Annotated in this window: 17 protein-coding genes and 1 tRNA gene; 5 read left to right on the top strand and 13 right to left on the bottom strand. The window is 51.9% G+C overall.

What is annotated here, in order from left to right; genetic code table 11:
• Positions 1 to 91: 91 nt before the first annotated feature.
• On the bottom strand, positions 92 to 859 hold the full coding sequence (locus FH974_RS23875) for a hypothetical protein (protein WP_047886274.1): 768 nt from the start codon (positions 857 to 859) through the stop codon (positions 92 to 94).
• 362 nt (positions 860 to 1,221) lie between these two features.
• Here FH974_RS23875 and FH974_RS23870 point away from each other — a divergent pair, with 362 nt between their 5' ends.
• The 3 genes from FH974_RS23870 to FH974_RS23860 all read left to right on the top strand — a co-directional run bounded on the left by FH974_RS23870 (position 1,222) and on the right by FH974_RS23860 (position 5,642).
• Positions 1,222 to 1,524: a PTS sugar transporter subunit IIB gene (locus FH974_RS23870; RefSeq protein WP_047886273.1), complete on the top strand. Its 303-nt coding sequence runs from the start codon at positions 1,222 to 1,224 to the stop codon at positions 1,522 to 1,524.
• A gap of 91 nt (positions 1,525 to 1,615) precedes the next feature.
• Positions 1,616 to 3,022: a glycoside hydrolase family 1 protein gene (locus tag FH974_RS23865; RefSeq protein ID WP_047886272.1), complete on the top strand. Its 1,407-nt coding sequence runs from the start codon at positions 1,616 to 1,618 to the stop codon at positions 3,020 to 3,022.
• Positions 3,023 to 3,338: 316 nt separating this feature from the next.
• Positions 3,339 to 5,642, top strand: a complete 2,304-nt coding sequence (locus FH974_RS23860; RefSeq protein ID WP_047886271.1) for a M9 family metallopeptidase — start codon at positions 3,339 to 3,341, stop codon at positions 5,640 to 5,642.
• 760 nt (positions 5,643 to 6,402) lie between these two features.
• Here FH974_RS23860 and FH974_RS23855 read toward each other — a convergent pair.
• From FH974_RS23855 to FH974_RS23825, 7 genes are all read right to left on the bottom strand, one after another.
• The gene (locus FH974_RS23855) at positions 6,403 to 8,190 is read right to left on the bottom strand and encodes an aminopeptidase P family protein (protein WP_047886270.1); all 1,788 of its coding nucleotides are present in this window, start codon (positions 8,188 to 8,190) and stop codon (positions 6,403 to 6,405) included.
• A gap of 10 nt (positions 8,191 to 8,200) precedes the next feature.
• Positions 8,201 to 9,196 (bottom strand): ABC transporter ATP-binding protein, encoded by a 996-nt coding sequence (locus FH974_RS23850; protein ID WP_047886269.1) that lies wholly within the window; start codon positions 9,194 to 9,196, stop codon positions 8,201 to 8,203.
• Positions 9,197 to 9,206: 10 nt separating this feature from the next.
• Positions 9,207 to 10,238, bottom strand: a complete 1,032-nt coding sequence (locus FH974_RS23845) for an ABC transporter ATP-binding protein (protein ID WP_207103861.1) — start codon at positions 10,236 to 10,238, stop codon at positions 9,207 to 9,209.
• Between the two features lie 54 nt (positions 10,239 to 10,292).
• The gene (locus tag FH974_RS23840) at positions 10,293 to 11,222 is read right to left on the bottom strand and encodes an ABC transporter permease subunit (protein WP_047886267.1); all 930 of its coding nucleotides are present in this window, start codon (positions 11,220 to 11,222) and stop codon (positions 10,293 to 10,295) included.
• Positions 11,223 to 11,232: 10 nt separating this feature from the next.
• Complete coding sequence (oppB, locus tag FH974_RS23835; RefSeq protein ID WP_207103860.1) at positions 11,233 to 12,153, bottom strand: oligopeptide ABC transporter permease OppB; 921 nt, start codon at positions 12,151 to 12,153, stop codon at positions 11,233 to 11,235.
• Between the two features lie 227 nt (positions 12,154 to 12,380).
• A complete protein-coding gene (locus FH974_RS23830; protein ID WP_207104267.1) occupies positions 12,381 to 13,991 on the bottom strand; it encodes a peptide ABC transporter substrate-binding protein in 1,611 nt (536 codons plus the stop codon).
• A gap of 473 nt (positions 13,992 to 14,464) precedes the next feature.
• The gene (locus tag FH974_RS23825) at positions 14,465 to 14,788 is read right to left on the bottom strand and encodes a MazG nucleotide pyrophosphohydrolase domain-containing protein (RefSeq protein ID WP_207103859.1); all 324 of its coding nucleotides are present in this window, start codon (positions 14,786 to 14,788) and stop codon (positions 14,465 to 14,467) included.
• 184 nt (positions 14,789 to 14,972) lie between these two features.
• On the opposite strand from FH974_RS23825, the gene FH974_RS23820 reads away from it, so the two are divergent.
• Both FH974_RS23820 and FH974_RS23815 read left to right on the top strand, forming a co-directional pair.
• Positions 14,973 to 15,063 (top strand) — tRNA-Ser (locus FH974_RS23820).
• Positions 15,064 to 15,328: 265 nt separating this feature from the next.
• Complete coding sequence (locus FH974_RS23815; RefSeq protein ID WP_207103858.1) at positions 15,329 to 16,807, top strand: DEAD/DEAH box helicase; 1,479 nt, start codon at positions 15,329 to 15,331, stop codon at positions 16,805 to 16,807.
• A gap of 120 nt (positions 16,808 to 16,927) precedes the next feature.
• On the opposite strand, the gene FH974_RS23810 is transcribed toward FH974_RS23815, so the two are convergent.
• From FH974_RS23810 to FH974_RS26285, 5 genes are all read right to left on the bottom strand, one after another.
• Positions 16,928 to 17,410, bottom strand: coding sequence for a peptide-methionine (S)-S-oxide reductase (locus tag FH974_RS23810; protein ID WP_047886263.1), 483 nt, complete (start codon positions 17,408 to 17,410; stop codon positions 16,928 to 16,930).
• Between the two features lie 593 nt (positions 17,411 to 18,003).
• Complete coding sequence (locus FH974_RS23805) at positions 18,004 to 19,077, bottom strand: S66 family peptidase (RefSeq protein ID WP_207103857.1); 1,074 nt, start codon at positions 19,075 to 19,077, stop codon at positions 18,004 to 18,006.
• 318 nt (positions 19,078 to 19,395) lie between these two features.
• Positions 19,396 to 20,832 (bottom strand): amino acid permease, encoded by a 1,437-nt coding sequence (locus FH974_RS23800; RefSeq protein ID WP_207103856.1) that lies wholly within the window; start codon positions 20,830 to 20,832, stop codon positions 19,396 to 19,398.
• A gap of 256 nt (positions 20,833 to 21,088) precedes the next feature.
• Complete coding sequence (locus tag FH974_RS23795) at positions 21,089 to 21,577, bottom strand: beta-galactosidase subunit beta (RefSeq protein ID WP_207103855.1); 489 nt, start codon at positions 21,575 to 21,577, stop codon at positions 21,089 to 21,091.
• 2 nt (positions 21,578 to 21,579) lie between these two features.
• The gene (locus FH974_RS26285) at positions 21,580 to 24,855 is read right to left on the bottom strand and encodes a beta-galactosidase subunit alpha (RefSeq protein WP_242551923.1); all 3,276 of its coding nucleotides are present in this window, start codon (positions 24,853 to 24,855) and stop codon (positions 21,580 to 21,582) included.
• Positions 24,856 to 25,361 lie beyond the last annotated feature (506 nt).

Genomic DNA, 25,361 nt, shown 5'->3' with positions numbered 1-25,361 from the left:
CTGCGCTTTAAACGTTGAACACCCTTAACCCTCAACGTTTATTCTCAAACTACTAAACTAAAACCCGCCAATGTCTGCGCATTGGCGGGTTTTATTTTTCCGCCTGCAACCTCAGCACCTCTCTTAATAACTCACCGTCAACTTCGGGCAGGGTGTCACTGAGCCGGATGGCTTCGCCAGGGACAAAAGAGAGCATCACGTTTTTCAGGGTGGCATCCGGGTTCTGCTGATTTTGGGTGTGGAAGTTGACCAGTTGTTCGTACAGTTGTCCTTCCATTTTGCGGATTTGCTCGTCGGTCAGTTTAATCCGGGCCATGCAAATGGCGGGGCGTTGCTGATGCCGGTCCTGGCTGGTTTTGAAACGCGCCACAAATAGCTTGTCTAAGGGGCTGTTTTCTTCCGTAATAAAACGTTTTTGAGGGTTAAGTTTTACCCGGGTTTTTTCGATCGTCTCCACATAGCCCATCATTTCCAGCGCCCGCAGGTAGTGGATGATGGACTGTTCTGACAGGGTAAAGTGTGTCTGAATATCCTCGACCGACCAGCCTAACGATGTCAGCAGGTAAATGAAATCGTACAGATACGGGTGTTTTGCGAAGATGGCATTATTATTCGGCGAGATGGCTTTAATGTCCCGTTGCTGAATACGGTTTGCCAGCTCCGACAGTTTCACTAAATCGGTGTCCAGGTAACTGGCATAAAACGTGATTTTATCAATGCCCAGGCTCGGATTATGAAACTGGCGCTTCAGACTGCTGACTGGCACGCTGCAGTATTCTGATAACTGCGCGTAACTGATATTGCGTACCTTCAGTGTTTCCCGCAAAGCCGCCAGTAAATACTGGGCTGATACCGTCATGGTTCCCTCCATGTCTTACATCTTTCATTACCAAATGGTGTCGCTGTCACGAGTCGCTGAGCCATGAGTCGCTGAGAAGACGGCCAGTTTGTTCTCTCAAAGGTGCCTAAGGTACCTAAGTTGTCACGCTGACTCGTTCAGGAAGTATAACGATCAAAATTGTATATTGTATGCGAACTGCATTTGTCGTTGTGGTTTCTTGAGAAACCTCGCACTTCAGAGCGGCGCATGAACAGTCGCCAGTCAGTGAAGAATGGTATAAATAGAGCAATTAATGGCTACGGCAATGAATGGCGTGGCTAGGGCTGGCGGTAAAGATTCTGACAAGGCGATTCGCCAAACGGCGGATGACAGGGGGAAACATGCTCAACCGGTTACGACAATTCTTCCATTTTCTGACAAAAACCAATCCGAATATTGAGCAGGAGGTGGATGACGTAATAGCTGCTCTCGGCGGGCTGGACAATATTCTTCAGTCGGGAGCCTGCGCGACCCGGTTGAGAATGCACCTTAACGATACCGGGCGTGTGGACAGTGAAGCCCTGAAACAGTTGGGCGCATTCGGTGTCGTGCGTCTGGATAAGCAGAATGTACAGGTTATTTTTGGCCTCAAAGCAAACAGCTACTCACAGCTGATCGAGCAAAAGTTGCAGCAGCTAAAATAGGAACAATTGCTTTTCATTCCTGACCTCATTTTTCTGATAGCGGTTGGGATAGGATGGGGCCAGTTGGTAACTTAACAGGCAGGATAGCGTCATGACGACACATGCTGAGACAACATTTCCAAAGCACTTTTTATGGGGCGGCGCCATTGCGGCCAATCAGGTGGAAGGCGCCTACGATCTTGACGGCAAGGGGCTGTCAACGTCAGACATGCTGCCTAAGGGGATTCTGAGCCCGCATCAGCCACGTAATGAACGTACACCGGGGATCAAGGATCTGGCGATCGATTTTTATCATCGTTACCCGGAGGATATTGCGCTGTTCAAGGAAATGGGGTTTACCTGCCTGCGGTTGTCGATCGCCTGGACTCGGATTTTCCCGAATGGCGATGAATCAGAGCCGAATGAAGCGGGGTTGGCGTACTACGATAAGATTTTTGATGAGCTGGTCAAGCATGGTATGCAGCCATTCGTGACCCTCTCGCACTATGAAATGCCGTTTACTCTGACCGAAAAATACGGAGGCTGGGGCAGCCGTAAACTGATCGATTTCTTTGCCCGTTATGCGCGTACGGTGTTCGAGCGCTATAAAGACAAAGTCAAACTGTGGCTGACATTCAATGAAATTAATATGTCGCTTCATGCGCCGTTTACCGGCGTTGGTCTGCCTGAAGAGGCATCGGAGCAGGAAATCTATCAGGCCATCCACCATCAGCTGGTGGCTAATGCCAAGGCCGTAAAACTGTGTCATGAAATTATTCCGGATGCCCGAATCGGTAATATGCTGCTGGGTGCGATGAACTACCCGTATACCTGTCACCCTGATGATGTGTTGGCGGCCATGCATGAAAACAACAAATGGCTGTTTTTCGGCGATGTGCAGACTCGCGGTAAATACCCGGGTTACATGTTGCGTTATTTTCGTGAGAAAGGCATTGAAATAGCCATGGCCGCGGGGGATCTGGAAGAGATTGCCGGTGCCAGCGTTGATTTTGTGTCTTTCAGCTATTATGCCAGCGGGTGTGCCAGTGCAGATCCGAAGCAGAAAGAAGTGGGTAACATCATCGACAGCGTGCCAAACCCGTATCTGGAAAAAAGCCAGTGGGGCTGGCTGATTGATCCGAAGGGGCTGCGTATTTTGCTGAACTTCCTGTATGACCGTTACCAGAAGCCACTTTTCATTGTCGAAAATGGCCTTGGTGCCCGTGATGAGCCGGATGAAAACGGCGAGATTCAGGATGATTATCGCATCGCTTACCTGAATGGTCACCTGGTACAGGCGCATGAAGCGGTCAAAGATGGCGTTGAACTGATGGGGTTCACCAGCTGGGGGCCGATTGATCTGGTGGCAAACTCGACGGCAGAAATGAGCAAGCGTTACGGCTTTATCTATGTGGATCGCCATGATGATGGCAGCGGTACGCTGGCACGTAAGCGCAAGAAGAGCTTTTACTGGTATCAGGATGTGATTCGGACACAGGGGGCATCGTTAACCCGGTAGTGAAGCTGTGTAAATTTACTCTCAACAAAGGGCGCATAGGCGCCCTTTTCTGTTTTTCATGTTCTGCGGATAACGCAATGAACGGATAAAATTTATAAAACCGAATGCACATTAAATCTGTGTAGCGCTGAAACCTCTCGCTTTGTAACTGAATACGGTTCTCATTTCCATCACCGCCTTTTACTTTCCGGGATTGTATGTTTGCATATTGTATACAATATACCAGTATTACCTTCTGTCACCCTGGTGATTGCATTTACACATCCTGTTTGAAGTCGTTGAAGGATGAAAACATTAACTTCAAGAGAAGAAAAAGATGGAACTTAAAGCACTTGCGTTAACGGTATCAGCCCTGCTTGTGGGTCAGTCGGTGTATGCATCTGAGGTGTTTTCTCACCCGGGCATGCCGGTTCAACAAAAGTTGCAGCCAAATTTGCTGCAGCAAAGTACCAGGCTTCAGCCAGAGCAACATATCCACGGGCTTGAACGCACGGATCGGCAATATCGGCCGACAGATGCTACTCAGCAGCCGGAACCGCCAACGTTACTGAAACGTCAGGTATCGGTTCAGCAGGATGCGGTTGAACAGTGTGATCTCAGCCAGTTTCAGACGACCAGCAGTAACCAGTTGATGGCCGCGATTCGCCAGCAGGGCGCCAGTTGTGTCAATGCCTTGTTTAGTGCTGACACGGGAGTACAGGAAGCCGCGTTTTCGTCCAACCACATGTATAACGTCGCACAATATACCCGAACACTGGCGCAGCAATATGCGGGCGGGGGCAGTGATGAGCTGGAAGCCTTGTATCTGTATCTTCGGGCGGGGTATTACGCTGAGTTTTATAACAGCAATATCACGTTTCTGTCGTGGGTGACGCCGGCAGTGAAAGGTGCCGTGGATGCGTTTGTCCAGAATGCCCATTTTTATGACAACGGCGACGCTCATGGCAAGGTGCTGAACGAGGTGATCATCACGATGGACAGTGCTGGGCTACAGCATGCCTATCTCGATGTAGTGACGCAGTGGCTGACCCGTTGGAATGCGCAATATGCCGAGCACTGGTATATGCGAAACGCGGTCAATGGTGTCTTTACTATTTTGTTTGGCGGGCAGTGGAACAATCAGTACACCAGCCTGATTGGCGAGCAGACTGCGTTGGTGACGGCCTTACAGGCATTTGCGCTGGACCGTACGAAAGTGAATTCGCCAACGGAGTTTATGGCGGCCAATGCGGCCAGAGAACTGGGGCGGTTAGCTCGCTACACGGACGCGACCATTGCGCCTAAAGTCACGGAAGGATTAACCGCGATCTTCGGCCAGTATCCGTCCTATGGCGATGGAGATGCTATCTGGCTGGGGGCGGCGGATACGGCCTCTTATTATGCTGATTGCAGCCAGTTCAACATCTGTGGCTTTGAAGACGCGCTGCGTGATGCGGCGCTGAACCAGACTTTTATCTGTAGTGATACGATTAAAATTCGCTCACAGGATATGTCGCAGGCACAGCATCTCGCGGCTTGCGACAAAATGGCTTATGAAGAGTCATTTTTCCACACCACGCTTGAAACCGGTAATCAGCCGGTGGCTGATGATCATAATACGCAGCTGCAGGTGAATATTTTTAATTCCGATACCGATTACGGTAAATATGCCGGTCCGATATTTGGGATTGATACCAACAACGGCGGTATGTACCTCGAGGGGAATCCGGCCAATGTGGGCAATATTCCCAATTTCATCGCGTATGAAGCCAGCTATGCCAACCCGGACCATTTTGTCTGGAATCTTGAGCACGAGTACGTCCACTATTTGGATGGGCGGTTCAATATGTATGGCGATTTTGGTACGCCTACCGAGCTTGTGGTCTGGTGGAGCGAAGGGGTGGCCGAGTATGTGTCGCGGGTAAATGATAATCCTCAGGCGATTGCCACCATTCAGGATGGCAGCACGTACACTCTGGCGCAGGTGTTTGACACGACGTATGACGGTTTTGATGTGGATCGTATTTACCGATGGGGATATCTGGCGGTGCGATTCATGTTTGAGCGTCATCCTGATGAAGTTCAACGTATGCTGAGTGCCACCCGACAGGGACGCTGGGCTGAATACAAGGCGATCATTAGCGGTTGGGCAAATCAGTATCAGTCAGAATTTGCCCAATGGACCGAGGCGCTGGCGAAGGGCGACAGTGGCGCTGGGAACGGTGAGGGGACAGGCTCCGGTAATGAAGGGGGCGGTGAATCTGGTGGTAATACCGGCTTGCCGGAAAACTGCGTAGTACTGCCAAAAATCAGTGATGGGCGTTTAGCACTGGATGAAGCGGCCTGTCTGGCCGACACGGCTTCAGCGTCTGACGTATTGTGGTTCAGTATTCCGGCTGTCAGTGAATATCAGACCACTGCCATTACGGCGGGCAACGGGACTGGCGACCTGACGCTGGAATACAGCAACCTGAATTGGCCAGATGGTACCAATGTGCAGGCATCATCGGCAAATATGGGTAACAGTGAATGCATTATTCTGGAACATCAGGCGAATTATTGGGGATATCTGAAAGTCTCGGGTTCCTTTGAAAATGCAGCGTTATTGGTGGAGGCTGGCAGTAACCAGTGTCGTCAGTAACCCGTTTCAGCGGTGCTTCTCGCAGCCCGGCTTTTGCCGGGCTTTTTTACTACTGAATGCGATGTATGATTCCAGGCCGGTGAAAGAGCGGCGAAAAGTGGCAGGGCTACGGGCTGTCGTGCCGCGTTACCTATGTATACCTCACACAAAACCGATAATGCTCCGAATAATGGAAAAGGTCCGAATAATGGGGCTCGCCACCAAGTTTGTTCGCTATAGATCGTCCTAAAACGAACGTCCTGAAACAAAGTCCTTCAAACTCTGATTGCTTAAAGCCAGGGCACTTGAAATTAGCGACATCAAAGCCATCAACTTGAAAACAAACCATTTCAAGACTAGCCACTTCAAATCCAGTTACTTCAAAACCAGTCACTTCAAAATCAGCTACCTCAATGCCTCCAGAACAATGCCTACAGATCAATGTTAGCCGCGGCATAAAGACCCTGAATATCTTGGCTATAGCGTTAAAAGGTCAGTTGGTTGGCGTCTCAGAAGGGCTCACAGCGTGAACGGCAGCGAGTTTAAGTCTCTGTTTAAGTCACTGATCATGGCATGACATGGTGAGGGGGGAGATTAACATCTTGGGGCGATGAAAAAAAAGCCGGCTCCAGGGCCGGCAAAACATAACAGAAGCAAGGAAAGTGAGGGCCAGCCTTAAACGATGGCAGTGGCTGGTAATGAGGGACACAAAGGATATAGGTAAACGCCATCGCTTCCGGAGACAAACCCGGTGGCTATGCGTTGACTACACTCACCGCGCTTACACCGGTGCGGTCGCCGTTTGAAGCCAGTTTCGTTCTTGCAGCGTCAACGCCTCATTGAGCACGGCATATACCTGTGCGTGATAGGTGTTCAGCCATTGTTTCTCTGTGTTGTCCAGCATCTCCAGGTCCAGAGCCTGCGTGGCAATCGGCGCGAGAGTCAGGGTTTCGAAACCATAAAACGCACCAAATTCTGTTTCTTCACATTCCACAACCTGCATGATGTTTTCGATACGTACGCCGTATTCACCTTCACGATAAACGCCCGGCTCGTTAGTGATCACCATGTTAGGTTCCAGTGCTACTTCTTTGTGAGACTGAGAAAAGTTTTGCGGTCCTTCATGCACGTTCAGGCACAGGCCAACGCCATGGCCGGTACCGCACTTGTAGTCAATACCATGCTGCCAGAGTACCCCTCGCGCCATAATGTCCAGGTTGGCCCCGGTTGAACCCTTCAAAAATCGGGTCTGGGTCAGGCGAATAACCGCTTTTAGCACCAAGGTGTAATCGGTGCGTTGTTGCTCACTGAGCTGACCAAAGCTGAAAGTACGGGTGATGTCGGTCGTGCCGCCAAGGTACTGGCCACCGGAGTCGACCAGGAAAAAGTTAGGTTCATCGACGTTGGCATTGCTTTCGATGTCGGCGGCATAGTGCATTTTGGCTCCGTGTGCGGCAAAACCGGCAATGGTCCGGAAACTGTCGCCGATATATGTCGGTTGTTGGGAGCGAAATGCCTGCAACTGCTGCTCAGCATTCAGCTCGGTCACGCTGCCCCCAGGCACTTGCTGATCCAGCCAGTGCATGAACTTCACCATTGCGATGCCATCCAGACGTAAGCTTTCTTTCATATTGCACAGCTCAGTCTCGTTTTTGATGGCTTTGAGCTCAGTGAAATAACTTAATCGGTGGCTGAGTGTGACGGTGTCAGGCAATTTGCTGACCAGCAGAGCATCCGTGTGAAGGTCACAACAGCGGAAATGGCGACCGGCAGCCAGACCGGAAAGGGCGGTGGCAATCTCCTCATACGGCTGGCATGTCACCCCCTGGGTTTCAAGGTGGGCGGCAACGTCTGTCGGCAGTTTTTGCAGGTCAATAAACAGTGTCGCGTGAGTCTCTGACAGCAGCAGGTACGATTCCGAAATCGGGCTGTACAGGGTATCACCACCACGAATATTGAGTGCCCACATCACATCATCCAGCGTGGAAACCAGCAGTTCGTCGACGCTGTCCTGAGACATCAGTTGGCGTACCTGCGACAGTTTCTGGGCCGTTGTCAGTCCTGCATATTTAAGTGGGTGATTAAATACCGGCGTGGCCGGACGCGCTGGGCGATCAGCCCAGACTGCGCCGATCAAATCGTGAGTGAGGACAATATCGATCCCTTTGCCAGCCACCGCCGCCTGCAGGGACAGATAAAAATGATAGCTGATGGTGCGTCCATCTACCCCAATGCGACTTTGGGACGGCAGGGTATCAGCCAGCCATTGCGGAATACTCGGCGTTTCCGGCAGGCGGGCCTTAAACAGGTCTAGTCCACTGCCGCTTAACTGCTCTTCGGCCTGAATGTAGTAACGGCCATCGGTCCATAAACCGCCGCCTTCCGGCAGAATCACCGCTTCGCCAGCAGAACCGGTGAATCCTGTGATCCACTGGCGGGCCAGCCAGTGAGCAGCTGAATACTCGCTGGCGTGCGGGTCATAGTTGGTCGCAATATAGGCATCTAACCGGTGCTCTGCCATTTGGGACCGCAGCTGAGCAAGGCGTTGCGAAACAGTCGGTTGGTTCATGGGTTTTTCCTTAAACATCAAGTTGTGAACAGAAAATATGGTGGCCGGTTTTACCGGTCAGTGGCGGACGTTGCTCGGCGCAGTCCTCTGTTGCTTGCGGACAGCGGGTACGAAACACGCAGCCCGATGGCGGATTCAGCGGTGACGGTAGGTCGCCCGGCAGCAGCTGAATATCCCGGGTTCTGGCCAATTGTGGGTTGGCAACAGGCACCGCGGACAGCAGCGCCTGAGTGTAAGGGTGACGGGCATCGTCAAACACGTCCCGGAAATGGCCGATTTCCATGGGGCGACCCAAATACATCACCATGACCCGATCGCTGATGTGGCGTACTACGCTCAGGTCGTGGGCAATCATGACCATGGTCAGCCCCATCTCCTTTTGCAGGTCGCTAAGAAGGTTGATGACCTGCGCCTGAATTGACACATCGAGTGCACTGACGGGTTCGTCACACACGATCAGTTTGGGATTGAGGATCAGCGCGCGGGCGATGCCAACCCGCTGGCACTGTCCGCCGGAAAATTCATGGGGATAACGGTTTCTCTGGCTGGGTAGCAGACCCACTTTGTCCATCATCTGGAACACGCGTTGCTCGCGGTCGCGACGGGAAAGCTGGGGTTCATGGGTAAGCAGCGGCTCTGCGATACATTCTGAGATGGTCAGGCGCGGGTTCAGACTCGCGGAGGGATCCTGAAAAATCATCTGAAAGTCACGCCTTTTGCGGGTCAGCGTCGATTTGTTGTACGCCCGCATGTCCTCTCCCTGCCAGTGCAGGCTGCCATCTGTCGGTTCAATCAGACGCAGCAGGGCGCGTGCCAGGGTCGATTTGCCGCAGCCGGACTCACCGACAATCCCCAGGGTTTCTCCCTGATAGATGTCTAAATCAATGCCGTCCACCGCTTTCACCTCGGGACGATGCGACGACAGCCAGCGTGGCAGAATTGTTTGACCTGTGCGGAAATGGACTTTCAATCCGCGTGCCGACAGCAAGGTTGGTTGGTGTTCCATGGTGTTTTCCTCAGGCTGATTTCACGACAGGGTTTTGAACGGCGTTGTACGATGACAGGGATGCCGCACCAGCAAGGTGAGAAGCCTGTTCCTTGAGATGACAAGCGAGTGCTTGCGTCGCAGACAGTCGGGTAAAATCCGGTATTTGCTGGTGGCAGACGGATTCAGCTAGACTGCAGCGATTCTTAAACGGACAGCCCTGATGATTGATCAGCGCGCTGGGCGGGTTACCCGGGATGGTCGGCAACCGATCCATGTCTTCATGAATGGACGGAATCGCTTGCAGCAGTCCTTGCGTATAAGGGTGCGCCGGACGCTCGAACAGCGTGAAGGTCTCTGCTTCTTCCATTTTACGTCCGCCGTACATGACCAGCACCCGGTCACACATTTCGGCGACCACCCCCATGTCGTGGGTGATCAGAATGATGGCGGTGTTAAATTCGGTTTGCAGATCCCGTAGCAGCGCCAGGATCTGCGCCTGTACCGTCACATCGAGAGCGGTAGTCGGTTCATCGGCAATCAGCAGTTCAGGTTTGCACAGCAGGGCCATGGCAATCATCACCCGCTGGCGCATACCGCCGGAGAGCTCATGTGGATACTGGTTCATCCGCGTTGCTGCGGAAGGAATACGCACCGCATCCAGCATGGCAATCGCCGTAAGGTTGGCCTCTTTTCGGCTCATGCCTTTATGGATGCACAGCACTTCAGCCAGCTGTTTACCGATTTTGACGAACGGGTTGAGCGAGGTCATCGGATCCTGAAAGATCATCCCGATTTTTTCCGCGCGGATATGGTTGAGCTCACGAGCAGACAGGCCAAGTAAATTGGTGCCGTGGAAGTTTGCCTGGCCTTCTGTGATGCCGTTGTCTGCGGTCAGCCCCATCAGGGCAAAAACCGACTGGCTTTTGCCTGAGCCGGATTCGCCGACAATGCCCAGGGTTTCGCCGGCGCTGACGGAATACGACAGATCACTGACCGCCTGCACCAGCCCGTCAGGGGTGCGAAAGCGCACATTCATGTTTTCTACAGATAAAATCGTCATTGCTTATCCTTGCGAACTTTTCCTTGTGAGCAGCGCTTTCACGCGCTGCGCGGATTAACGGTCTTTCGGGTCCAGTGCGTCACGCAGGCCGTCGCCGATGAAGTTAAAACAGAACAGCGTGGCAACCAGAAACAGAGACGGAAATAGCAGCTGCCAGATGGCAACATCGATGGTTTTCGCACCTTCTGAGATCAGGACGCCCCAACTGGTATCCGGCGGCTGCACGCCAAGCCCAAGGAAGCTGAGAAACGATTCAAACATGATGAAACCGGGCACCATCAGCGAGGAATACACCATCACAATGCCCAGGACATTCGGCAGAATATGGCGGCGGACAATGGTCAGTCTCGATACCCCGATCGAATGCGCGGCTTCGATGAACTCGCGTTTTTTCAGGCTGAATGTGACGCCCCGTACCACCCGAGCAATACCGAGCCAGGACACCATGCCAATGACAATAAAAATCAGATAGATATTGTTGCCAAACAGGGTCACAAACATGATGACCATGAACATAAAGGGTACCGAGTCCAGCACCTCAATCACCCGCATCATGGCGCTGTCGACGACTCCTCCGACAAAGCCGGATATGCTGCCCCATAGGGTGCCGATTACCACGGCCACCAGTGCGCCGAGGAAGCCAACCATGATCGACAGCCGACCGCCCTGCATGGTGCGGGCAAACAGATCCTGTCCCAGATCGTCGGTGCCGAAATAGTGGCCGGAGCTCAGGGACGGACGGCCCAGCTCATGGGGCTCTGCCACTACGCTCCAGTCAATTTCATCGTGGGCGAACGATGACAGAGATGGGCCAAAGGAGATGCACAGGACGATCAGCAGTAGTACACCTACTGAACCCATGGCTGCTTTGTTCTGCCGGAATCGCCCCCAGGCGTCCTGCCATAGACTGCGGCCTTCTACCGCATCGGGAGTTTGGGTCAGTGATTCAGTGAGTGCCTGCGTGTCGAGTTTTTTCGTTAACATGCTCGGGTTCCTACATACGAATGCGAGGGTCGATGACGGTATAGAGAATGTCGACCACGAGGTTAAACAGGATGGTGAGCGTGGCCACGATAAGGGTAATTCCCATCACCAGGCCGTAATCCCGGTTCAGTGCGCCAGAGACAAAGTGCTGACCCATACCACCGGTACCAAAGAAAATATCAATGATGACTGAGCCCGTAACCACGGCGACAAAACTGGGACCCAGCATGGCAATGATGGGGATCAGTGAGGGGCGTAGCGCATGTTGAATCAGGATATAGCGGGTTGAGAGCCCCTTGGCCTTGGCGGTACGGATGTAAGGCTGGTTCAGGGTTTCGATCATCGCCCCGCGCATGACCCGGGCAATGCTGGCGATGGAGCCGATGGCCAGACTCAGTACCGGCAGCACCAGAAATGCGGGTTTGCCGCCTTCCCAGCCACCGGCAGGCAGCCAGCCCAGGTGTACAGAAAACACCGTTACTAACACCGGAGCCAGTACGAATGCCGGAATCACGATGCCTGTCATCGACAGGGACATCAGCAGGTAATCCAGTCGGCTGTTGCGATTCAGAGCCGCCACCGTGCCGAGAAACATGCCGGTCGGGACAGCAATTACAAACGACAGCAATCCCAGAATGGCGGAAACCGGCCAGGACTGGGCGACCAACTGGGTGACGGTAAAGTCCTGATAAACAAAACTCGGCCCCAGATCACCCTGAACAAAGTTTGAGATATAGATGAAAAACTGCACTAAAAAAGGCTCGTTCAGGTGAAACTTGGCCTCGATATTGGCGCGAACGATCTCCGGCATTGGCCGTTCCATATCAAATGGACCACCGGGTGCAATGTGCATAAGCCAGAACGACACCAGTGCGATAAACAGCAGAGTCGGAATGGCGATTAACATACGACGAAAAATATAGAGAAACATTAGGTCACCTTATTGACCGATTTGAACGATGTCGGCTTCCTTGAAGCGCATAATCAACATCAACCTCTCAACCAGCTGAAGAGCCCAGCCAGTGGAAGTCTGACCATAACGCTTGCAGAAAATGGCATAGCGGGCAGCGCGGTCAGGGTGCCGGCTGCGTCGCCATGCCAAGTTCAATACCGGGTTATAAACCGAGAAACGTGCCGGAATTCAAGCCGGCAGAGGCATTAGTGCGCCTTGACGTAGACGTTCTTGCGATAGAATGCCGACTCTGGATTTGTGCGTTCATAGCCGCCGATATAAGGCTGGCGCAGGTACTGATCATCGCCCGGGCGGAACATCGGAATGACGGCCATATCGGCGATCAACTGTTTTTCAGCCTGCATGTAGATTGCGGCGGGATCGGAAAGGGACTTGGACTCCTGCATCCATTCATCATATTGCGGGTTGTTGTAGCGGGAATCGTTGTACTCGCCGTTGGAAACAAAGATATCCAGCCAGGTTGAGGCTTCGTTGTAATCAGCCGTCCAGCCGCCGCGGCTGATGTTGCCCGGTTCTTTCAACGCATAGAACACCTTGGGTTCCAGCTGTTTGATTTCCACCTGAGCACCCAGCACGCTTTTCCACATGCCGGCCATCGCCGTGGCGATTTTGACGTCAGTAGAGAACGTTGGAATGGTGAAAGTCAGCTTAAGAGGATTTGCTGCGCCGTAACCGGCGTCCGTCAGCAGTTGCTTGGCTTTCTGGTTGCGGACTTTTTGTGTCCAGGTGGCAAAGTCCGGGATAAAACTCTGGAACCCGTCTGTTTGCGGCGGCACCAGGGTATACATTGGCACCCCGCCGTTTTTCACCACAGCTTGGGTCATGATGTCGCGGTCAATGGCGTAGGCCAGAGCCTGACGCACGCGCAAATCCTGGGTCGCACCGGATTGCGTGTTCAGGTAATAGAATGTCGAACCCAGTGACGCACCGGTATTGGCGACCTTCTCCGGGAACTGTTTCAGAATGCGGTTCTTTTGTGCTGCCGGGATCGACAGGGCTTCATCAATCTCACCAGCCAGGAAGCGGTTCAGTGACACGTTGGCATCCCCAATTGGCAGCCAAGTGATTTTATCCAGCACCACCTCATCGGCGTTCCAGTAGTGGGCATTTTTCACCATCACCATTTTTTCATTCACCTTCCATTCGGCAACGGTGAAAGCGCCATTGGTCACGATATGTGCAGGTTGGGTCCAGGCACTGCCATGCTGTTCAACGATTTCACGCGGCACCGGTGCCAGCACCGGATGGCTCAGCAATTTGACGAAAAACGGCACAGGCTTCTCCAGCGTGACCTCAAACGTCAGATCATCAATGGCTTTCACGCCAAGGGTGGCGGGATCAGCTTGGCCGTTCATGATGGCCTTCGAATTAACAATACCGGGAATGGCGGCAAACCAGGCATACGGCGAGGCGGTTTCAGGATTGATCAGACGTTGCCAGCTGTACACGAAATCCTGTGCAGTCAGTGGCTTACCGTTTGACCAACGGGAAGGGCGCAGATGAAAGGTATACACCGTATTGTCGTCGTTAACCTCCCAGCGGGTCGCGATACCCGGAATGGTTTTACCGGTTTTATCCTGCGTAGTGAGCCCTTCAAATAAGTCGCGTCCCAGATTAAATGCCGGCTCAGCAGCTTGCTTGGCCGGATCGATGGACGTGACTTCTGCGCCATTATTAAGGGTAATTTCCTGTTTATTGGCCAGTTGGGTTCCCGCCGGATAGGGGGCGGCCATTACCGCCGGGCTAAGCAAACTCGCTATCAGGGTACTGAGCTGTACGATCTTCTTGGCTTTCATCATATCCGTTTACTTCCGTGTGAGTGGGTCTGATAGAAAATGTATATTGTATACAAAATGCTCACAACAAAAGGTTACATCTCATTAACAAAGGGCCGTTATTTGAGACTGGCAGGATTAAAAAGTGAGACTCTCAGTGTGCTACCCGATTTAGCATACAGGGTTAAATGACGAGTGCTTCAAGGGGCGAGCTGAGAACAGAGGACTGACAGTAGAGAAAAACAATTGAGAAAAGAAGCAGAGAAAAGAAAACAGAGAGGGGAGTGGAGAAACCCCGTACGAACAAGTCACAGTAAGCGGCTCGCATTTCAAACAACGTCCTGTTTTCTTCGAGTGCAAGTGTTACAACAAGGTAGTTGGATGCTCATCGGGTAAGGGCTGGCAACATTGCCAAGCCTTTCCTGTATATAGCTCCAATATCTTCAATCTAGCATCGTAGCTGATCACCGAAATTCTGGTGGGTCATCCTGGTCTTAGCGGGTTGACCAGGTGCGCTGTTTATTTTTCTCTTCTTTCTGGCGAAAGGCATGTTCAAGGTTTATGTCATAGCGGTTTGCCAGTGAGCAGAGGTAAATAAACACATCAGCCAGCTCATCACCAATGTCGCCGACTGTTGAGTGAGGATCGGTGGCGATTCCTTCTGCTTTGCGAATGGCTTTAAACAGTTCGCCGACTTCTTCACCCATTAACAGGCATTTTGCTAGCACCGGTTGCTGGGCAAAATTGCGTTCGATTTCCAATTCCGCGACATAGTGCTGGAAGTCACTCATGGTTGGTTGGGGAGTAAGGGTAGGCATCACGTCTCCTGATTAACTGAATATTCCTGACATCTGACGGTATTATGCGTGAAAAATCGCCGGTAAAATGATCGGAAAGGCGACAAAATCCATGTTATCGCTGCAACATTAATCACTTGGTTCGGTGTGGGTAATTTTGGCCTTTACAAGCTACCGCGGGATTCGTAATATTCACCGTACTTACGGAGAGATGGCTGAGTGGTTGAAAGCACCGGTCTTGAAAACCGGCATACGTTAATAGCGTATCTAGGGTTCAAATCCCTATCTCTCCGCCACATTCTAAACCCCAGCAGAGATGCTGGGGTTTTTCGTATCTGGCGACAGGTAACCACTGCTTGGGATGTAACCAGAGAGGCCAGTGCCGCTCATTTCCCTAAAGCAATCTTCCAGTCCATCCCACTTTCCCCCTGATTTCCTGCTTTCTGGTGGGCAAAAGACAATTTTTGGTTGCTACACCGCCGTGAAAACCTCAGAATGTCGGACTTTTCGTCACTATCGTTGGCGACGAATGTTTATATCAACAACAATTGAGAATCAAATATGGGTTTTACCTCGTTAGGTCTTTCTGCACCAATCCTTAAAGCTGTTCAGGAAAAAGGATACGATACCCCTTCACCTATTCAGGCGCAGGCGATTCCTGCCGTGCTGGAAGGCAAAGATGTCATGGCTGCAGCTCAGACTGGGACAGGTAAAACCGCAGGCTTCACGCTGCCGATTCTGGATCGCCTGGCTAATGGCCCGCGAGTCAAGGGCAATCACATCCGTGCCCTTATCCTGACGCCAACCCGCGAACTGGCGGCTCAGGTACAGGAAAACGTGTACACCTACAGCCGTCACCTGCCGCTGAACAGTGCGGTGGTTTTTGGTGGCGTGAAGATTAATCCGCAAATGTTGCGTCTGCGCAAAGGGGCTGATGTACTGGTGGCTACGCCGGGTCGTTTGATGGATCTGTATCAGCAGAAAGCGGTGAAGTTTGATCAACTGGAAGTGCTGGTTCTGGATGAAGCAGACCGCATGCTGGATATGGGCTTTATTCGCGATATCCGGAAAATTCTTGATTTGCTGCCAGCGAAGCGCCAGAACCTGCTGTTCTCTGCCACGTTTTCTGATGAAATCCGAGCGCTGGCCAAGGGGCTGGTGAACAATCCGGTTGAGATTTCGGTTAACCCGGCAAACTCGACAGCCAGAACGGTTGAGCAGTGCATTTATCCGGCGGACGTGAAAAAGAAAGCGCCGATGCTGGTTAAGCTGATTAAAGACGGTGACTGGCAGCAGGTGTTGGTCTTTACCCGTACCAAGCACGGCGCAAACCGCCTGGCTGCATTCCTGACTGAAGAAGGTCTGGCGGCTGCAGCAATTCACGGCAACAAGAGCCAGGGGGCTCGTACCAAAGCACTGGCCAACTTTAAGTCAGGTGAGCTTCGGGTGCTGGTGGCGACGGATATCGCTGCTCGCGGGATTGATATTCCTCAGTTGCCTCAGGTGGTGAACTTTGAACTGCCAAAAGTGGCGGAAGATTATGTACACCGTATCGGGCGTACCGGCCGTGCGGGAGAAACCGGTAAGGCCATTTCTTTGGTCTCTGCCATAGAAGCGCCAGAACTGTTCGCGATTGAGCGTTTGATTCAGGAACTGCTTCCGCGTGTTGAACTGGACGGCTATAAGGCAACCAATACCGTACCGGAATCGAAACTGGATACGCGTCCAATTAAACCGAAGAAGCCGAAAAAACCAAAAACGCCAGGTGCTGCAAATGCTGAGGGTAAGGAATCTAAAGCCGGACAGCAACCAAAACGTCGCACCAATGGTGGCGCTGGCCGAGGGGCTGCGAAAGGCCCAGTGAAAAACGGTGCCGCTAAAGGCAATAGCAAACCAAAAGGGCAAGCGCGAGATGCCGCTGGTGCCAAACCAGGTTCATCGCGTTCGGGTGCTGCCAAACCGGGTAAACCTGCGGGCAAAAAGCCAGGCGGTAATCCGCAAGCAGCAAAGCGTCGTCAGCCGCGTCCGCAGTCGGCGTAACATTACCTGACGGGCTTGGGCCGGACAGACAGTAACAGAAACAAAAAACCGCTGTGATGACAGCGGTTTTTTTATACCGGCTTTTGTGGTCGGCAGTCATGCTCTTCGAAGTGCTGCCCGCTAGGTTTTTTTGTATTTATGCAAAAGATCAAACGGGATGTGGCAATAGCTGTGATCTTCAGGGTGAAGGGTCAATCTGTCCTGATGCTCATCGTCACTTTTGACATAGTTGTGCAGCGGTAACACCTCTACAGCGATCAAACGCGCATCATCTCGGGCAAGGATGTAATTTTGCACTTTTTCTAAGTGTGCCGGATGGCGACTGTAAACACCGGTGCGGTATTTTTCTCCCACATCCTGTCCTTGTTTGTTCACGCTGTAGGGATCGATGATCTCGAAAAAATAGTCCATCAGCTGCTCAACCGATATCACGCTTGGGTCGAACTGGGTGCGAACACACTCGGCATAGCCGTCATACTCGCCTTGGGTCGTGTTCGTTGTGCCGTTGGCTCGGCCCGCTTCGGTGCTTATGACGCCGGGCAGGTGCTTCATGAACTCCTGAACGCCCCACAAACAGCCACCGGCAAAAAAGATTTCTTCCATTTCAGATGATTAGCATAAACAGAGTCAAAGATAGGAAAAACTGTAACAAACTTGGTTGCAGAGATGAACGCAAAACTGGTTCAACCTCACGGAACCTGGCCGTATCGAAGGATGATCAGCGGTTGATCACAGAAATTTCGCTGGGTTGTTTGATTTCCGTGATCGCTCGCTTTTTATGCCAAAAAGCCGGTTGGGTATCAGGCGGGGACGTAATAGAATCCGTGTTGCTCATTCATGAGCGTATAACGAACAATCACAATTCAGACATGTGGTGTTTTCACCCTGTCATTATTGCAGTCAGGCTTGTCCTGACTTCTTTTTTGCCCTTTTTTGGGAACGGTTCCAATTTGTTCTATTCCCGAAAACGGTGTCACTGGCTTCGTGCATGTATCATGCCCCTGCTTTTAAGCTGGCTGGATATTGGCTAACCAGAGCCCGCTGAATCCCCAAAAACTATTACCCAAAAACTATTACCCAATATCTATCACCCAATATTTATCACCGAATATCTATCACCGAAAATCTAAGACCGACTAATATCTAATGCTTGCTACCAGCTGGCGTCGGGGGCGTCTGCCAGTCTGGTTGCGGATTTACTTCAGGTACTGGGTGACGGTTGCCCGTCCGTTATCGACAGCCACTTCGGCAAGTGCCCCGTTAAACAGGGTCAGGTTCGGTGGCAAGTGACCGATATCTGCATCGTACACTACAGGAATATCGATATCGTCAAGGGCTGACAGCAGGGCTTCTTCTGAGGTCATGGCCTCATTGGCGTCGGCGGCCATAGAATCAGAGATAAACGCGTTGCGGCCAAAGATCACGGCGTTGACTTTGCTGAAGACCCCCCGGTATTTCAGGCTAAGCAGGGCGCGGTATAGATCGGTTGGTGACATCTCTGCATTTTCGAGATAGAGAATAATACCGTCACCTTGAAAGCGCCGATCCAATGCGTTGAGATCCAAATATTCTGTGCCGACAAGGTGGTGCAGGATATCAAAGCACCCTCCAATGAGTCTCCCGCGAAAAGCGGCACTACGCTGTTTGCCAAGCAGTTTCCAATAGGTCGGCTCGCAAGGCTTGAGGATCGTATCCGGATTGACAGCAAACGATTCGCCATGAATCTGATAGGCGGTGGAGGATTGCTGATGCAGGCTGGCCCCGGCTTCTTGTTTCAAATAGGGGATCACGCTGGTTACGAATGCGCAGCCCTCATCAGGATGCATCTCCATCAGGTTGGCCGTGTGAATGGTAGCCCAGCCCAGCTTGGTGGTCATGGCGGTCAATACGGTGCTGACATCGGAAAACCCAACCAGCCATTTGGGACGCACGGTGCGGAGACGGTCGTAATCAAGCAGGGGCAGGATATCCATTGCCAGCTCGCCGCCCCAGGGAGGCATCACGGCATCAATGGAATCGTCACACAGGAACCGCATCAGCTCCTGTGCGCGTTGTGCTTTGCTGGCGCTGGCGTGCTTAATGTTTTGTCGCAGACACTGGCCTTCAATGACGTCAAATCCTTGTGCTTTGAGGTTCGCCAGCACTTTGTTCAACCTCGGATGACACTCTGCTTCTACGCCGGAGGAAAAAGCCGTCACGGCAATTTTGCTGCCAGCCGCTAAGGGGCGGGGGTATAACGTGTGGCGCGGTATGAAGTTTGTCTCTGTCATGCTTATCCCTGAAGCTGTCATTGTCGGATCCATTGAGGCTGCAGCGCACGAGGTGCTACTCAACGATAGATATGATTTGGTTCCGGTCTCGCTCCCGTCAGGCAATTCTGGTTGTGGCCTGTTTAATGGGTGATTTATCCATGTCGTTTTTACTGCGATGCGAACGTTTTTCTGAAGCGGATAGAATGACAATATGCAACGTCTTGTTTTTAAAAGCAACGGCATCAGAATAGGTATAACTGGGTTTGGTAAAATGCAACAGCCCCTTCCATCTTAGGAAGGGGCTGCATGACTAACTCGCCAGAAGTGACGGCGACATTAATCGATAGCCAGAGCGGCTGGGCTGGCTTCCGCCAGGCGCTCTTCTTTCGATAACGTCTTCTCGTACTGGCTGTATTTCCACCACGCGTAGCCAAGGAAAATCACAATCCCACCGACGTTGTAGAAGATGATGGTCATGATGTCGGCACCGGTCGGGAATGTCGATGCCAGGAAACCGACGGTGAAAATACCAATCAGGATAGAGACCGCCACAATCCCGGTCATTCTTGAGCCCATTTTGAAGTCACGTTCCAAATGATCCAGCTTCAGACGCAGGTTCAGGTAGGCCAGCATGATAAACAGTGGTGGCAGCATAGAAGCCGCAGCAGTCATGTTGATCACTGTGTTCATCAGATCCTGTGCAGTGTTGGAACCCAGACTAGGGATAATCATTAGCGGCAGAACAATCAGATACTGGATCCAGGCTGCGCGAGCCGGTACGCCGTTTTCGTTCAGCGCGACAGTTTTCTCACCAAAAATGCCGGACGGGATTTCAGAGAAGAAAATTTTCACGGGTGTAGCTGTCCACATTAATAGCGAGCCAAACATGGCGGTGAAAGAAACCAGTCCGACAAAGCGGTTCATCAGAATTTCAGGCAGGCCAAAATGGGTTGCCAGGCCTTCAAATACCTGAACTGAGCCGCCCGTGAATTTGAGGTCGTCACTGACCACAAACACATTGATCAGCACAGAAGCGACCGAATACAGCACCCCGATAAAGATACCGGCCAGAATGATCACTTTGACGAAAGATTTAGAGCCGCCTTTTACGTCATTGACATACACGGCAACAGATTCTGCGCCACCGGCAGCCATAAAAATCCAGGTTGTAATGCCAAGAAATGCCCAGCTGAAATCAGGGATCATCGCCTCTACCGTAATAGGGTCAGCAGGCTCGACACCACCCAGCAGCGCTGCGCCGGACAGCAGAATGTAAGACAGTGTCAGTAGCAGCATGAGTGAGGAAGTGACCGACGTAATCGGCCCCAGCATTTTGGCTCCGTTGGTTGAAACATAGGTGGCAAAGGCAAAAAGCAGCATGCTGAGGAAAGTGGTCGCAAACGGGGTAAGCACGTACTCGTAGCCAAGGAACGCATAAGAGGCATACGCAATAACGCGCGGCAGCAGCGAGGTAAAAAAGAACAGGTTCACGAACCAATAGGTGTAGGCGGAAATGAATGCCCAGCGTCCGCCTAGAGAGCTTTTGACCCAGGCATACACACCGGCTTCCGAATTTTTGTTCAGGGAAACGAACTCCGCCACGATCAGGCAGAACGGAATAAAGTAAAAAATGGTTGCCAGAAAGAACATCGGCGCCGAAGCCAGACCGATTTCGATGTTGTTGTTAATGACATTGTTAAAGCTGAAAACGGCGGCAAAAGTCATCGACAATAAGCCGAATTTGCCGAGCGTATTACGTTTGGATTCAGACATAGGGTTCTCCAGTGAATCACGTCGGTATTGTAGGGAAGGAGGGACTGGGTAACTGTGATACCTGTCCCTCTCTGTTTTTTTGTTTCGTTCCCGGACCACCGAGGCAGATGCCGCGCCGGGTGCTTTTCGGTTAAATCACTACGGTTAAATCGCTACGGTTCAGGGGCTACAGTTCGGTAGCTATATTTCAGTAGCGATATTCAGTAGCGATATTCAGTAGCGATAGCTTTCGGTGTTGCTGGTATCTCAGAACTTGTTATTTATTCAGGAAATAGCCGTCTTCAATGGTGACTTTGAGGACGACTTTCCGTACCGGATGCCCCTCAGATGCGCCACAGAATCGGTAAGCTTTGGTGTTATCGAAAATGGCGATTTGTCCGGCGCTGACATGGCGCATTTCAGGTTTTTCATCTGTTTCGCCTTTCTCTCCATCACAAGCCAGCCATTCGCGATCGGTTTCATCCTGATAGGCTTCAAGCGTCCTTAACGCTGATTTATCCGCAACTTCAAAGGTTTCACTGCCGCTCAGGTAGTAATGCACATCCAGATAGCGGCGGTGACCCAGAAAAGCGTCTGATACCGGCTCGGCACTTTCCTGAACCATGTACACCAGTGAATCGCCCACCGAGTGCATAACGCCCGGACGAAGCTGGTGGCTGTTGGCGATGGCTTCCAGGCAGCGTTGCCATTTCCGGCCTTTGTGGTAGATGGCCTGAAATTGCGTCAGGTTGTCTAAAACGATCATGGTTATGCCTCCACGGTGGCAGCAGTGAGCTGCGCTTTCTGAACTGAGCGTGTATCGCTGCCGGATTTACCCTGCGGCGGTACATCGATGGCAGTGAAAAAGTCACGGCCGAAGTCGAACGCCGCCAGGGTTTGAGCACGGCAATTGCCGGTATTAACAGGAGCAAGCGTCAGACCGAACCGGAAATCCTCAAGGTAGACCCGGTATGAGTCCAGCACCTCACTGCCCCAGGAGTTCGAGCCTAAACCCAGCACTTTGTGGTCAATATTCAGGGTAATAAAGCCACTTTCCTGCAATTCATGGGTATGCTGTGCCTGATGAAGTTGCTCGCTGGTATACAGCCAGGCGCTGAGGTGAATAGGCTGTTGGGGTTTAACCAGTAATCCGCTGCCATGGCGGTCAGTAAGCGCGGCCCAGCGCACGTCCTGACGGTTACCGTTGTTTTGCGGGAACGGGTAGTTCTCAAATAAACCAGCAACCGTGCTCTGGTACACATCAATCAGGTTTGCCTGGCGGCTGTCGGGATAGTTTTCTTCCGGACCGCGACCGTAATACTGCACCTGATCAAACTGGCGACTGATGCCCAGATCCAAACCGATGGCTGGAATCACATGCGGATAGTCACCGTATTTTTCTCCACTCAGTTCGAGATTGAGCTGACCTGCCGCCGTGATTTGGTAGTGATAGGTACAGCGCATACCGAAATCAAAGACCGGTGGGGCAATAATGCTGGTGACCGCCACGATGACGCTATCATCGTGCTGAACGACATCCAGAGTGCGGAAATGCTCCTGCATGATCTGCAGATGTGCCGGGTGCCACAGCCCTTCGTATTCCTGCTTGTGGTTATCGATCATCGGCTTGAAGAAATGCAGTTTTGGCTCTGCAGCAATAAGCTGCTCCCCATTGACAATCCATGAAGTCAGTTTGCCGTTGAGCTTGGAGAAGCACAGTGTAAAGTGCTGACCGGTGATCTCGACGGTAAGGCGATTGTGCGTAACCTGAAGCCCTGTTTGCGCTGGCTGACAGAGTGTTTTGCGTGGCGCGGTGCTGGCTTTCAGCGGGAACTGGTAAACCGCGACAGGATGGTTGGGCTCGCTGTAGCGGGTGCGGCTGTCTTTACGAATAGTGAAGTTAATGAATGCTTCGCGCTCATCCAGCCAGCTATTCTGTAAATAGGGCTTCTCCCCGGTGCTGTCATTCGAACTGCTGTCAGCCGAATTGCTTACTTGGCCAGTCATCAGCAGGGACTGGCTATTGAGCACAACCATGGCATCTTCTGCCAGTTCCGGCAGGGTAATGTCGCGGCTGCTATTCGCTGCCAAGGCTTCCACTTTGAAACTGAACGTTTTCAGCGTCTCGCCTTCGGCGCGGATTTCGGCCGTGATGGTGTGATCATCCAAAGTTGAGAACCAGAATTTGTTCTCTACCGTAAAGATGCCCCGGCGAATGTCTTTCACGCGGATTTTAACCGGCGCAATAACCTGCTTGTATTCTTTCAGACCCGGCCCCGGTGTCTGATCCGGATACACCAGCCCGTCCATGCAGAAGTTGTAGTTGTTAGGGTAATCCCCATAGTCACCGCCGTAGCGATAGTACTCTTTGCCATTTTCATCACAGGCCAGAATGCCGTGATCGCACCATTCCCAAACGTAGTGCCCTTGAATGTGGTCATGGCGGTAAAACACGTTTTGGTATTCAGCCAGTCCGCCAGGCCCGTTGCCCATAGCATGGGCGTACTCGCAGATAATACGCGGTTTGTGATGCGGGTATTCGCCAAAGTAGTTCATTTGCTGAACCCGGGAGTACATGGTGGAAATCACGTCAACGACCTCGGCATCGCGGTCTTCTTCGTAATGCACCAAACGGGTGTCATCAATGGCTTTAGTGGCATGGTACATGGCGCGGATATTACAGCCATAGCCCGATTCATTGCCCAGTGACCACATGATGATCGACGGGTGGTTCTTTTGGGCATGAACATGACGTACGGCGCGATCCACGAATACAGCTTCCCACTCGGGATCGTCGGTGATCCGGCTGAGATCGCCGATATTGGCAAAGCCGTGCGTTTCCACATCGGTTTCGGCCATCACAAACAGCCCGTAAATATCACACAGTTCATAGAAACGGGGATCGTTCGGGTAGTGCGCGGTTCGGACAGAATTGATGTTGTGTTGTTTCATCAGGATCAGATCTTTCTCGACCCGGTCCATGCCGACAGCACGGCCTTTGCGGTGGTCGTTGTCGTGTCGGTTGACCCCGTGCAGCATCACATAGTGGTTATTGACGTAAAACAGGCCATCACGCACTTTGATATCTCGAAAGCCCACGCGTTGAGGCACGATTTCCAGCACATTGCCCTGAGGATCTTTCAGGGTCAGTAGCAGGTGGTACAGGTAAGGGGTTTCAGCGCTCCAGTGGGTTGGGTTTTCCACTGCGATCTTAAACTGAGCATGGCCATGAGGTGTCGGACACACGTTGTTGAGGTTGCCTTCAGCCAGGCAATGCTGCTGGTCAAACAGGGCATAATTCAGGGTGTAGCCGGTCGTTGGTTCGGCGAGCAGACTTTCAAGCGTCAATGCACAGCTGAGAGTGGCACTGTGGTAATCGTCGGCAAAATCGGTACGAACAAAAAAATCCTGAATATGGACGGGATGTTTACCGATCAGGTAGACATCTCGGAAGATCCCGGCTGTCCACCACATGTCCTGATCTTCAATGTAGGTAGAGTCTGCCCATTGCATGACCCGCACGGACAGCAGGTTGTCACCGATCGTTACAAAGTCAGAAATATCAAACTCGGCGGTCAGGCGGCTGCCTTTACTGAAGCCGACATAGCGACCGTTTACATACACTTCAAAGTAGGTTTCCACCCCATCGAATTTGATAATGGTCTGCTGGCCCTGCCAGTTGCTATCGAGGGTAAAAGTACGCTGGTAGGCACCGGTCGGGTTATCAGACGGGACGAACGGGACATCGATCGGAAACGGGAAGCCTTCATCGGTGTACTGCAGATGTCCGTGGCCTTCCATTTGCCACATGTTAGGAACGGTGATGTGGCCCCAGTTTTCCATCTCCTGAGAATAGAAATCTTCCGGTATCAGCAGCGGGTGGGAGAAATAGCGGAATTGCCACTGACCGCTTAATGAAATAAAGCGCTGACTCAGCTCGCGCTGAAAGGTACGGGCAGTGTCCTGCGAATCATACGAGAAGAAATAGGCGCGAGGTGCTATTCGGTTCTCATGCAGTAAATGGAAGTTTTCCCAGTTGTTCACGTGGCCTCCTGATTATTATGCCTACGGTATGGCTAGGTGTTGTTATTGGTATGGATGTCATTGGGCTGTTAAAAGACAGGCATTCCTGCCGGGAGCTTTGATCAGGCACCCTGGAAAATATATTAGTAAAACTTTTACTAAATAGAATTGGTGAAAACGTTTTACTTTAACTTGATCACGATTTAATGAGTGATTTATCGAGAGGGTGTGATCCGGTTAAAGAAAAACCGGGCTGCTGGTTTTTTGGTGCGGTTGTCCTTCGGTACTGTGCAGACGCCGCCTTGTTTTACGACCCTTGAAAAACCGAAAAACAGGCGCGGCTAAGCGCTCAACGCAACAACAGCTGGTGCAATAAACCGAGTGACGAGCTGGGCGACAAGTTGAGCGACAAGATAAGCAAACAGTAAGTGGAGAGTTGAATGTTAAGGCGAACGGTCAGGTAACGTACCGTGAGGTCAGCAGAAAAAGGGGCATTAAAAGGGCGTGGGAAAGCGTATAAGTACGAT

Source organism: Photobacterium ganghwense (genome assembly GCF_017329545.1).
GTDB lineage: Bacteria > Pseudomonadota > Gammaproteobacteria > Enterobacterales > Vibrionaceae > Photobacterium > Photobacterium ganghwense.
The sequence above is the reverse complement of the archived record's forward strand: the minus strand, read 5'-3'. Positions and strand labels throughout refer to the sequence as shown.

What these genes read in the sequence shown, in the direction of transcription:
- FH974_RS23875 (WP_047886274.1), bottom strand. Translation starts at nt 859, where the DNA reads ATGACGGTATCAGCCCAGTATTTACTGGCGGCTTTGCGGGAAACACTG.
- FH974_RS23870 (WP_047886273.1), top strand. Translation starts at nt 1,222, where the DNA reads ATGCTCAACCGGTTACGACAATTCTTCCATTTTCTGACAAAAACCAAT.
- FH974_RS23865 (WP_047886272.1), top strand. Translation starts at nt 1,616, where the DNA reads ATGACGACACATGCTGAGACAACATTTCCAAAGCACTTTTTATGGGGC.
- FH974_RS23860 (WP_047886271.1), top strand. Translation starts at nt 3,339, where the DNA reads ATGGAACTTAAAGCACTTGCGTTAACGGTATCAGCCCTGCTTGTGGGT.
- FH974_RS23855 (WP_047886270.1), bottom strand. Translation starts at nt 8,190, where the DNA reads ATGAACCAACCGACTGTTTCGCAACGCCTTGCTCAGCTGCGGTCCCAA.
- FH974_RS23850 (WP_047886269.1), bottom strand. Translation starts at nt 9,196, where the DNA reads ATGGAACACCAACCAACCTTGCTGTCGGCACGCGGATTGAAAGTCCAT.
- FH974_RS23845 (WP_207103861.1), bottom strand. Translation starts at nt 10,238, where the DNA reads ATGACGATTTTATCTGTAGAAAACATGAATGTGCGCTTTCGCACCCCT.
- FH974_RS23840 (WP_047886267.1), bottom strand. Translation starts at nt 11,222, where the DNA reads ATGTTAACGAAAAAACTCGACACGCAGGCACTCACTGAATCACTGACC.
- oppB (WP_207103860.1), bottom strand. Translation starts at nt 12,153, where the DNA reads ATGTTTCTCTATATTTTTCGTCGTATGTTAATCGCCATTCCGACTCTG.
- FH974_RS23830 (WP_207104267.1), bottom strand. Translation starts at nt 13,991, where the DNA reads ATGAAAGCCAAGAAGATCGTACAGCTCAGTACCCTGATAGCGAGTTTG.
- FH974_RS23825 (WP_207103859.1), bottom strand. Translation starts at nt 14,788, where the DNA reads ATGCCTACCCTTACTCCCCAACCAACCATGAGTGACTTCCAGCACTAT.
- FH974_RS23815 (WP_207103858.1), top strand. Translation starts at nt 15,329, where the DNA reads ATGGGTTTTACCTCGTTAGGTCTTTCTGCACCAATCCTTAAAGCTGTT.
- FH974_RS23810 (WP_047886263.1), bottom strand. Translation starts at nt 17,410, where the DNA reads ATGGAAGAAATCTTTTTTGCCGGTGGCTGTTTGTGGGGCGTTCAGGAG.
- FH974_RS23805 (WP_207103857.1), bottom strand. Translation starts at nt 19,077, where the DNA reads ATGACAGAGACAAACTTCATACCGCGCCACACGTTATACCCCCGCCCC.
- FH974_RS23800 (WP_207103856.1), bottom strand. Translation starts at nt 20,832, where the DNA reads ATGTCTGAATCCAAACGTAATACGCTCGGCAAATTCGGCTTATTGTCG.
- FH974_RS23795 (WP_207103855.1), bottom strand. Translation starts at nt 21,577, where the DNA reads ATGATCGTTTTAGACAACCTGACGCAATTTCAGGCCATCTACCACAAA.